This is a genomic window from Tenacibaculum sp. 1B UA (genome assembly GCF_033978845.1).
Lineage (GTDB): Bacteria > Bacteroidota > Bacteroidia > Flavobacteriales > Flavobacteriaceae > Polaribacter.
Genome location: NZ_JAKVUA010000034.1, coordinates 1 through 10,989, shown reverse-complemented (window position 1 = coordinate 10,989; position 10,989 = coordinate 1). Strand labels below are relative to the sequence as shown.

The window sequence follows — 10,989 nt, the reverse complement described above, 5'->3', positions numbered from 1 at the left end:
ATAAAAAACCAGAGAAGCTAGCTTCTCTGGTTTAAATTATATTTTTTAATATGTCAACCTATTTTAGGACGACTCATAAAAATTTTTCTTGTATTTCTTTAGAAGGAATCATGCAGGCGTCTTTTTTACCAAACCATTTGTAACGATTTTTAGCAATGTAATCGTATACTAAGTTTCTAAAACTCTCTGGAAATATCCAAAAAAATTGCGTTAATTTCCATATTCCACCAAAACCATTCATAATTTTTAACGCAGCTGAAGATTTAATATCGTAAGAAACGTTCGGTTCATATAATATAATAGAATCAATTTTAGAGGTATCTACCCCTAAATACTGTGTAATTTCTTTTCCTATATCCGATTGAAGTGAAGTAAAAACAAATTTGTTTTTGGTGTCGTATTTTATAACCTTTAACACGCTATCGTTGCAAAAATTACAAACACCATCAAATAAAATCACTTTTTTATTACTAGGTAAATTGTTCATATTTAATTTTTTGAGAAAAATTAAGTGTTAACTTGTAACATAAATCAAAATTAAGCGTCTTGTAAGAAAGTAAATAATGATTTAGCAATAATTTATTAGTAGATTAGAGAAATTAGTATTTATTTTTATTTAAAAATTAACTAACACTATGATTCGAATAGAAAATCTTCACAAATCTTATCCTATAGGAAAAGACTCACTTCATGTTTTAAAAGGATTAGATTTACATATAAAAGAAGGCGAATTTGTATCAATTATGGGGTCTTCAGGATCAGGAAAATCTACTTTATTAAATATTGTAGGTTTATTAGATACACATGACGAAGGAAACTATTACTTAAACGGACAGTTGATAGAAAACTTAAATGAAAAGAAAGCTGCTGTATTACGTAATAAGTTTTTAGGATTCGTTTTCCAATCTTTTAACTTAATATCATACAAATCAGCCTTAGAAAATGTAGCATTACCCTTATACTATAAAGGAGTTGGTAGAAAAGAACGATTAGAAACAGCTTTAGAGTATCTTGAAAAAGTAGGATTAAAAGAATGGGCGAACCATTTACCAAATGAGCTTTCTGGAGGTCAAAAACAACGTGTAGCAATTGCAAGAGCGTTAGTAACAAAACCAAAAGTAGTGTTAGCGGATGAACCAACAGGAGCGTTAGATTCTACAACAACCGATTCAGTAATGGATTTGTTAAAAGAAATTAATGACGAAGGAATGACAGTTTTTGTAATTACACACGAAGAAGAAGTAGCAGAACAAACTAATAGAGTTGTTCGTTTAAAAGATGGAGTTATAATTAGCGATGAGTTAACAGAAACAGCAACGAATAAAGCAAAAGCAATTTAATTATGTTTGATTTAGATCGCTGGAGAGAAATATTTCAAAGTATAGGTAAAAATAAGTTGCGTTCAGCTTTATCTGGCTTCACGGTAGCCTTTGCTATTTTACTATTTACACTATTATTTGGAATGGGTAATGGACTTCAAAATACATTTAAAAATGAGTTTGCAAAAGATGCTATTAATTCAATATATATATGGACAAATACAACAACAAAAGCTTATAAAGGACATCAAATAGGTAGAAGAATTCAGTTCAAAAATAATGACTTTGAGTTTTTAAAAGAAAAATATTCCGATAAAATTCAAATGATAAGCCCTCGATTACAAAGAACAGCAAAAGTAGTTTATAAAACAGAGGAAGATAATTATACGATAAGAGGTGTATACCCAAAATATGATTTATTAGAATCAGCTGAAGTTACTGAAGGACGTTTTTTAAATATCCGTGATATTAAAGAAAAAGCAAAAGTAGTTGTTATTGGTCGTATGGTTGAGAAGGATTTATTTGGCCAAATAAGTGCCTATGGCAAACAGATAAATATAGGAGGGATTATCTATAAGATTATAGGTGTGTTTTCTGACCCAGGGGGAGATAGTGATGAACGTTATATATATATACCATTTACTACTATGCAGCAAATTTATGGTAATAATGATTATGTAGATGAGTTTGGAATGACTTATAATCCAGAAATGAGTATAGATGAAGCTCTAGCATTTAGTAGTAAAATGCATAGAGAATTAAAGAAGAAGCATGAAGTTTCACCAAGTGATCAAAGAGGAATTGGAATTAATAATTATGCTTCAGGTAATAAAGAAGTATCGAGTATGATGGTAGGGTTAAGTATTCTGATTTTAATTATAGGATTCGGAACCTTAATAGCTGGTATTGTGGGTATAAGCAATATTATGGTATACATTGTTAAAGAACGTACTAAAGAATTAGGAATAAGAAAAGCAATTGGAGCAACTCCAAAATCTATAGTATCAATGATTATGTTTGAAGCGATTTTAATTACTGCAATATCAGGGTATTTAGGTTTAATGTTGGGGGTAGGAATATTAGAATTAGTAGGGCCTAGTTTAGAAAAATATTTTATACTAAACCCAGGAGTATCAATACCAGTAGTTATTGGAGCTACAGTTACTTTGATTTTAGCAGGAATGATAGCAGGATATTTACCAGCAAAGAAAGCAGCAAGAATTAAACCAATTGTAGCCTTAAGAGCAGATTAATTATGAAGTTTTTATTTGATAAAGATACTTGGCAAGAAGTTTACGGAAGTATTCGTAAAAACAAAACTAGAACAGCTATTACAATATTTGGAGCTTTTTGGGGAATACTTTTATTAGTAGGACTTTTAGGTGCAGCAAAAGGAATTGAAAACGGATTTAATAACTTGTTTGGTGATTTTGCAACGAATAGTGTTTTTATGTCTGGAAGTAAAACATCAAAACCATTTAAAGGCTTTCAAGAAGGAAGACAAATTAATTTAACAACAAGAGATGTAGAAAAAATAAGAAGCGAAATAGAAGGTGTAGAGTTTGTCGTTCCCAGAAATGTAACTGTAAGTCAAGTTGTATATGGTCTTAAAACAGCTAATTTAACAGTTTTTGGAGATTACCCTTTATTAGACAAAGTACAGAAGAAAAAGTTAATAGAAGGCAGATTTATCAATCAACAAGATATTAATGAAAATAAAAAAGTTTGTGTAATAAGTGATGAAGTTTACAAGCAATTATTTGATAAAGATGAAGAAGCTCTAGGTTCTTACATAAAAATAAACAACATTGGTTATATGATAATAGGCGTATATAAACCAAGTAGGTTTGAAGGTACCAATAATATCCATATACCATTTAGTACATTTCGACTTGTTTATAATCAGGGAGATAAATTTCGTTGGATGGTTATCACAGGAAAAACTGAATATGATATTGAACAAGTAGAAGCAGATGTGAAAGTTTTACTACAAAGACTACATAAAATACACCCTGATGATAATAGAGCTTTTAGAGGGTTTAATTTAGGAAAAGAAATAGCTAAAGTAACAGGTTTTTTAACAGGAATGCAGTTTTTAACTTGGTTTGTAGGGATTGCAACCTTAATAGCAGGAGTTTTTGCTATTGGTAATATATTATTGATAACGGTAAAAGAACGAACCAAGGAAATTGGAATCAGAAGAGCATTAGGAGCTACACCAGGAAAAATAAGACAACAAATTATTTTAGAATCAGTTTTCTTAACCTTGTTAGCAGGCTCTCTGGGGATTATAGCAGGAGGATTAGTTTTAATGGGAATAGATGCAGCAGACTTATTAACAAATCCGACAGTAGATATTCCCATAATATTAATAGCTTATACAGTATTAATAGTTTTAGGAACTTTAATAGGGTTTATACCTGCTTATATGGCAACAATAATACAACCTATAGAGGCATTAAGAGAAGAATAAACAGTCAATTAACAAGAAAATAAATTATAAAGAAATGAAAAGAATAATCGTTTTTGGTGGGGTAGCGTTAGCATTAATAGCGGTGTTAATATGGTTTGGTAAAAAGAACAGTGCATCACCAATTGAATATGAAACAGAAAAACCTTTCAAAGCTACCATTGTAAAAAAGAGTGTAGCTACAGGAAAAGTAGTACCTTTAGAAGAAGTAGAAATAAAACCTCAAATAGCAGGAATTATAGATAAAATTGTGGTTGAAGAAGGAGCTATTGTAAAAGCAGGAGATTTATTAGCAACTGTTAGAGTAGTACCTAACGAACAATCGTTACAAAGTGCTAGAGGAAGAATAAACTCAGTACAAATTCAATTAAACAATGCTAAAACGCAATACGATAGAAATAAGAAGCTTTTTGATAAAGGTGTTATTTCTAGTCAAGAGTTTGAAGCATCACAATTGTCATACAATCAAGCAAAAAATGATTTAAGAAATGCCCAAAATGATTTTCAAATTATTAAAAGAGGGTCAGCTGGTTCTTCAGGAGCTAATACGAATATAAGAGCTACAACTTCTGGAATGGTAGTGGAAATTCCAGTAAAAAAAGGGTATCAAGTTATTCAGTCTAACAATTTTAATGCAGGTACTACCATAGCTACTATTGCAGATATGACGAAAATGATTTTTGAAGGTCAAGTTGATGAGTCCGAAGTAGGTAAACTTAAAAAAGGAACTAATATAGAAGTTGCTTTAGGGGCTATAGAAGACAAGAAGTTTCCTGCGGTACTAAATTTTATTGCACCTAAAGGAACAGATGAAGGTGGAGCAGTACAGTTTAAAATTAAAGCAGATGTATCATTGGATAAAGAGCATTTTATTAGAGCAGGTTATAGTGCAAATGCAGAAATAGTTTTAAATAAAAAAGATAGTGTTTTGTCTATAAAAGAAGCTTTACTACAGTTTGATAGAAAAACAGAGGAACCTTATGTAGAAGTAAAAAAAGGAGATCAAAAATTTGAAAAAAGAGAAATTAAATTAGGTATCTCAGATGGGGTTAATGTTGAGATTTTGGAAGGAATAACTGCCGATGATGAAATTAAAATCTGGAACAAAGTATCAAAAGATGATGAGAAGAAAGATTAATAATATCTAAAACATTGATTTATAGTTAAAAAGCAGTTCTTTAAAGAACTGCTTTTTAACTTTTAAGATGTAAAATAGTACACTTATATCTAAAAAGGTGTCATTTAAGGATGTTAAAACTAAAAAGGCTCTTTTGTTCTAGATATTTGAAGTGCTCAAAGTAAAAAATGAGTATTCAATTTAATTTTTTGGGGAAAATTAAATTATTCTTTAAGGGGTAAAAAGCAGCTTTAAAAAGCTGCTTTTTTTTAGAAATATGATTAACCTTTATAAAAAGGTAACTTCACTACTTTAGCAGGAATTTGTTTTTTACGAACTTGGATAAAAATAGCACTATCAACTTTAGAGTTTTCAATAGTAACATATCCTAATCCAATTCCTTTTCCTAACGATGGACTCATCGTTCCTGAAGTAACACGACCAATATTGTTTCCATCGGCATCAACAATTTCGTAATCATGACGAGGAACACCACGCTCAGTTAATTCAAATGCAACTAACTTACGAGTAACACCTGCTTCTTTTTGGGCTTTTAAAGCTTCAGCATTTACAAAATCTTTTGTAAACTTAGTAATCCACCCTAAACCAGCTTCTAAAGGAGAGGTAGTATCATCAATATCGTTACCATATAAACAGTAGCCCATTTCTAAACGTAACGTATCACGAGCAGCTAAACCAATAGGCTTAATTCCCCAATCTTTACCAGCTTCAAAAACCTTGTTCCAAAGTTGCTCAACATCTTCATTCTTTACATATACTTCAAATCCACCAGAACCAGTATATCCAGTAGCAGAAACTACTACATTCGGAATTCCAGCAAAATCAGTAATTTCAAAAGTGTAAAACTTAATAGTAGATAAATCAACTGAAGTTAACGATTGCATAGCCTCGGCAGCTTTAGGCCCTTGAATAGCTAATAACGACCATTCTTCAGAACGGTTCTCCATCTCAACGTTTAAATCGTTGTGTTGAGAAATCCAGTTCCAGTCTTTTTCAATATTAGAAGCATTTACTACTAACATATACTCATTTTCAGCAATCATGTAAATAATTAAATCATCTACAATTCCTCCGTCAGTATTAGGCATACAGCTGTACTGTGCTTTTCCAGGAACTAATTTAGAAGCATCGTTAGAAGATATTTTTTGAATTAAAGCCAAAGCGTTTTCTCCTTTTAAAAAGAACTCTCCCATATGGCTTACATCAAAAACACCAACTCCTTTTCTAACAGTTTCGTGTTCAGCAGTTACTCCTTCGTATTGTACAGGCATATTATAACCTGCAAAAGGAACCATTTTGGCTCCCAAAGCCTCATGTACATGTGATAAAGCTGTATTTTTCATGTGTTTGTTTTTTATTGTTTTTGTAACCTTTTAACGAATAAAATAATAAGTAAACATTATTTTATTCATGTAGGTTTCATTATTATGTATTGTTTATTTAAAAAAGTGATGCTAAAGTATTGAAAAATTAGCAAACAATACAGTCGAATCTGTGTAATATTATAATAGTATAGTACCCAAATGTTTGTTAATATTTTCCTCGTCTTAGCAAAGAATGGTAGATTTGAAAAAGGTTAAGAGAAAAGATAATTACTCTGTAATGTTCTAGTGATTAAAGCGACAATTCAGCTAAAAATAATTTCAATGAAACTCAACAAAAAAACAATTTCAAACATCATATTTGTCGTAATTATTGGTTTATTATTATACCCGCCAACTAAAGTTTATTTTATTAGGTTAGTTTCGTTTTCTCCTTCAACGATTACTGAAGAAAAAAGAGAAACATTAAATGACTACAATTGGAATCTTAAAGGCTTAAATACTTCGAATATAGATTTTAATGAAACAAAGGGTAAAGTAGTTTTTATAAACTTTTGGGCAACTTGGTGTCCACCTTGTATTGCCGAAATGCCAAGTATTCAAAAACTATACGACGATTATAAAGACAAGGTTGAGTTTGTATTTGTGAGTAACGAGGATTGGACAACGATTGAGGCTTTTTATAAAGACAAAGGGTATGATTTACCAACCTATAACATCTTATCAAAAGTACCCAACCAGTTAGTAAGCAACTCAATTCCTGCAACATTTATAATTGATAAGAACGGAACTATTGTTGTAGATAAAAAAGGACCTGCCGATTGGAATAGTGATAAATTTAGAATTTTGTTAGACGAATTACTACAATAGAATATTTACCTTTGTAGGATGAGTCAAGAACAACCAAACAATCCGCTTCACGGAATAAAACTAGCCACCATGTTAGAAGAACTATACCTAGAATATGGTTGGGAAGAAATGGGAGAGATGTTGAATATAAATGCCTTTAAAAAGAACCCAACCTATAAATCGAGTTTAAAGTTTTTAAGAACAACACCTTGGGCGAGAGCTAAAGTAGAAAAGTTGTACTTAGAAATGATAAGTGATTAACTCAAATAACCCTTTAGAGTTTAGTATAAAATACCTAGAAACTAAAGGTTAAATACACAAACTTAGTATTTATAGTCTACTCATTTTTGTGTAGTTTTGGTCTAACTTAAAAAGAAGATTCTATCCATTTCATCGACGTCATATTACCCATTCCGTTGCAAAAAACGTTTACCTATTCGGTAACCGAAGCAGAAGCCTCTTTCTTAAAAAAAGGAATGCGTGTAGCGGTTTCTTTCGGAAAAAGTAAAATTTATACCGCATTGGTGTTTAACATTCACCAAAATGCACCCGAAGTATATGAAGCCAAAGACATTCATCAAATTTTAGATGATACGCCTATTATAACGGAACAGCAACTAAAACACTGGCAGTGGATTTCGAGTTATTATTTGTGTTCGTTAGGAGATGTGTACAGAGCAGCCTTACCCTCAGCATTTTTGCTAGAAAGTGAAACGATTGTCTATAAAAACGAGGAATTCACTGAGGAAACTATTTTAACCGATGAAGAGTTTTTAATTTTTGAAGCCTTACAGCATCATTCACAGTTAACCATACATCAAGTTTCGGATATCTTAGGAAAAAAAACCGTACTACCTATCATTAACGGATTAATAGAGAAGAGCGCGATTTACATTAAAGAAGAGATTTACGAAACCTACAAACCTAAACTGGTTAAGTATGTTCGGTTACATAACAACTATAATTCAAATGAAGGCTTACAAACACTTTTAGAGCAACTTTCAAGAGCTAAAAAGCAACGAGAAGCGGTACTGACGTATTTTCAGTTAGTAGCAGCTAAAAAGCCGATAAAAGCAAAAGATTTAGAAGAACAGTCGGGAGCTTCTTCTGCGGTTATAAAAGCCTTGGTAGAGAAAGATATTTTTGAATTTTATCACATTCAAACCGATCGAATCAATTATCAAGGGGAAACGAATCAGATAAAAGAGTTGAATGAGTTTCAGCAGGAAGCCTTCAATCAAATAAAAACTTCTTTTGAAACTCAGCAGGTAAGTTTATTACACGGGGTTACAGGTTCTGGTAAAACAGAAATTTATGTAAAACTGATTAAAGAAGTGATTGCCGAAGGAAAACAAGTATTGTTTTTACTGCCAGAAATCGCTTTAACAACCCAAATCATCACCCGTTTACAAAACTACTTTGGAAACTTTATTTCGGTATTCCATTCAAAATACTCAATGAATGAACGGGTAGAGGTGTGGAATAACGTGTTAGAAAACAAACCGAAAGCACAAATTGTTTTAGGAGCACGTTCTTCGTTGTTTTTACCGTTTTCAAACTTAGGGTTGATTGTTGTGGATGAAGAGCACGAAACGTCGTACAAGCAATTTGAACCGTCACCACGTTACAACGCACGCGATGCCTCGGTAGTATTAGGTCATTTACACCAAGCAAAAGTGTTGTTAGGTTCTGCTACGCCATCGATAGAGAGTTATTTCAATGCTACACAATCTAAATACGGATTTGTAGAATTAACGCGTCGTTTCGGGAACATTCAGTTGCCTAAAATCGAGCTGATAGACATTAAAGAAAAGCATCGAAAAAAGGAAATGAACGGTCATTTTTCTGATCGATTGCTAAAAATAATTACGGAAGCGTTAGAGGAAAAAGAGCAGGTTATTTTATTTCAAAACCGACGCGGATTTTCGCCAGTGGTAGAATGTACTACTTGTGGGGTATCTCCTCAATGTCCGAATTGCGACGTGAGTTTAACCTATCATAAATTCCGAAAGGAGTTAAAATGTCATTACTGCCATTATCAGCGTTCCATGCCGAACAGCTGTGGTGCTTGTGGAAGCGCTACTTTAGACACCAAAGGTTTTGGAACGGAGCAAATAGAACTCGAGTTAAAAGAACTATTTCCGAACCATACCATTGGGCGAATGGACTTGGATACCACCCGAGGAAAATATGGGTATCAAAAGATTATTGGGGCTTTTGAAGCCCAAGAAATTGATGTTTTGGTAGGAACACAAATGCTTTCGAAAGGATTAGATTTTGAAAACGTATCGTTGGTAGGAATCTTGAATGCAGATGCTATGCTTAATTTTCCTGATTTTAGAGCACACGAACGTGCTTTTCAATTGATGGTACAAGTATCGGGTAGGGCAGGACGTACTAAAAAGCAAGGGAATGTAGCCATACAAACCTACAACCCATATCATCAGATTTTACAGCAGGTATCTACTAACAATTATACAGAAATGTATAAAGAGCAGTTGCAAGATCGTTGGCAGTTTCATTATCCGCCATACTATCGTTTGATAAAAATCACCCTAAAACACAAAGATTACACGCGTGTTGATAATGGTATTAACTGGTTAGCCAAAGCGTTACAAAATGTGTTTCATGAAAATGTATTAGGTCCTACGGCACCCGCAGTTTCTCGTATTCGAAATCAGTATATTAAAAATTTAGTGATTAAAATTCCGCCAAAGCAATCCTTAGGAAAAACAAAAGAGCAATTACAAAAAATTAAAAATACTTTTGAAGCGGTCAAAGACTTTAGACCGATCCGTTTTATTATTGATGTGGATGCTTATTAGGAGGTTTTAGCTTCGTTAATAGAGTTATACCTGCATAGTTGAAAAATTATAGCGGAATTTTCGAAAAAAAGTCGGAAGATTAAGAGGATTATATGTTGTGATTTTATGCTTTTAAAGCAGAATTCAAACTCATCTCTATTTTTTCAATATATTTTTTCTTTCCTTTTATAATTGGGATATGATTTTCTTTGTAGTAGATAATCAAAATATATTCTTTATGAAACAGACCTGCAATACCAGCTGATAAAAAGAAAATACCAATAATAAATGTAAGAGTGAAAATTCCAAGAAGAATTAATATGGGAGCATAAGTTTTACTGTTGGTAGAAGTAGCTTTTTTTATTAAAATATAGTCAATATCAGCAATTTTATAAGAAAAATTATTTACAAATAAATTTCCCCCGTTTATCGTAATTTTATCGTCAACATAGTATAATGTCTTACGTTTTTTTTTAATCTTTTCTTTTTTAATTTTCTCTAATTCTTCTTTTTGTGCTTTGTGATTGTTGTTGTGAGATTTGCTGTAAGAATTACGAGATTGATTATAATTATACTTTCTTTGGTTGAAGTTCGAGTTAAATTTATTACGTTCAAAATTATTTATAAGAAAATCATATGCTTCTTTTATTTTTTTGAATTGTTCTTCAAAAAAAGGATCACCATTATGTTTGTCAGGATGGAATTTGGAAGCATAATTTTTATATGCTTTCTTTATTTCTTCTTTTGAGCAGTTAGGTTCTAATCCTAAAATTTGATAGTAATTTTCGTTCATTTTCTCGATTAATCAATAATAGATATATCTTACTTAAGAGTTTAATTCAGTTTTAATAATTTATATTCAACGTTAGCGAAAGGTAGTAGAATTTAGGGTAAGAATCAAGTTAAATTATATTTTAAAAATTCCGAATATCCACAATATCCCCATTTTGTAGTTTGTTTTGGGTGTCTATGGTAAAAATGGTTTCGGCAACATATTCTGGGGTGTAGAGCTGGTCGTTTTCTTTTAAATCGATAAAACGTTGTACGTTTTTAAAATCTTTTTCATTGGTACTTCTAATATCAGTTT

General features: G+C 31.7%; 10 protein-coding genes. 7 read left to right on the top strand and 3 right to left on the bottom strand.

Annotation, left to right across the window (positions count from 1 at the left end):
* Window positions 1–73 precede the first annotated feature (73 nt).
* Entirely contained in the window at window positions 74–487 is a 414-nt protein-coding gene (locus tag MK851_RS15550; protein ID WP_320244923.1) for a thiol-disulfide oxidoreductase DCC family protein, read from the bottom strand.
* 148 nt (window positions 488–635) lie between these two features.
* Between MK851_RS15550 and MK851_RS15545 the strand changes: the two genes are divergently transcribed.
* Genes MK851_RS15545 through MK851_RS15530 form a run of 4 tightly spaced genes read left to right on the top strand, consistent with a single transcriptional unit; the run spans window position 636 to window position 4,927 of the window.
* On the top strand, window positions 636–1,340 hold the full coding sequence (locus MK851_RS15545; RefSeq protein ID WP_303510561.1) for an ABC transporter ATP-binding protein: 705 nt from the start codon (window positions 636–638) through the stop codon (window positions 1,338–1,340).
* A gap of 2 nt (window positions 1,341–1,342) precedes the next feature.
* Window positions 1,343–2,572, top strand: a complete 1,230-nt coding sequence (locus tag MK851_RS15540) for an ABC transporter permease (RefSeq protein WP_303510559.1) — start codon at window positions 1,343–1,345, stop codon at window positions 2,570–2,572.
* 2 nt (window positions 2,573–2,574) lie between these two features.
* Window positions 2,575–3,792: an ABC transporter permease gene (locus MK851_RS15535; RefSeq protein ID WP_303510557.1), complete on the top strand. Its 1,218-nt coding sequence runs from the start codon at window positions 2,575–2,577 to the stop codon at window positions 3,790–3,792.
* Window positions 3,793–3,826: 34 nt separating this feature from the next.
* Window positions 3,827–4,927: an efflux RND transporter periplasmic adaptor subunit gene (locus MK851_RS15530; RefSeq protein WP_303510555.1), complete on the top strand. Its 1,101-nt coding sequence runs from the start codon at window positions 3,827–3,829 to the stop codon at window positions 4,925–4,927.
* Between the two features lie 260 nt (window positions 4,928–5,187).
* Here the strand turns inward: MK851_RS15530 and gcvT are convergent, their stop codons facing one another.
* On the bottom strand, window positions 5,188–6,270 hold the full coding sequence (gene gcvT, locus MK851_RS15525) for a glycine cleavage system aminomethyltransferase GcvT (RefSeq protein WP_320244922.1): 1,083 nt from the start codon (window positions 6,268–6,270) through the stop codon (window positions 5,188–5,190).
* A 303-nt stretch (window positions 6,271–6,573) separates the two neighbouring features.
* Here gcvT and MK851_RS15520 point away from each other — a divergent pair, with 303 nt between their 5' ends.
* The 3 genes from MK851_RS15520 to priA all read left to right on the top strand — a co-directional run bounded on the left by MK851_RS15520 (window position 6,574) and on the right by priA (window position 9,923).
* Entirely contained in the window at window positions 6,574–7,119 is a 546-nt protein-coding gene (locus MK851_RS15520) for a TlpA disulfide reductase family protein (RefSeq protein ID WP_320244921.1), read from the top strand.
* Between the two features lie 18 nt (window positions 7,120–7,137).
* On the top strand, window positions 7,138–7,359 hold the full coding sequence (locus MK851_RS15515; RefSeq protein ID WP_303510547.1) for a VF530 family protein: 222 nt from the start codon (window positions 7,138–7,140) through the stop codon (window positions 7,357–7,359).
* A gap of 140 nt (window positions 7,360–7,499) precedes the next feature.
* Window positions 7,500–9,923, top strand: coding sequence for a primosomal protein N' (priA, locus tag MK851_RS15510; RefSeq protein WP_320244924.1), 2,424 nt, complete (start codon window positions 7,500–7,502; stop codon window positions 9,921–9,923).
* Between the two features lie 103 nt (window positions 9,924–10,026).
* Here the strand turns inward: priA and MK851_RS15505 are convergent, their stop codons facing one another.
* The gene (locus MK851_RS15505) at window positions 10,027–10,695 is read right to left on the bottom strand and encodes a DnaJ domain-containing protein (protein ID WP_303510545.1); all 669 of its coding nucleotides are present in this window, start codon (window positions 10,693–10,695) and stop codon (window positions 10,027–10,029) included.
* Window positions 10,696–10,989: the final 294 nt, after the last annotated feature.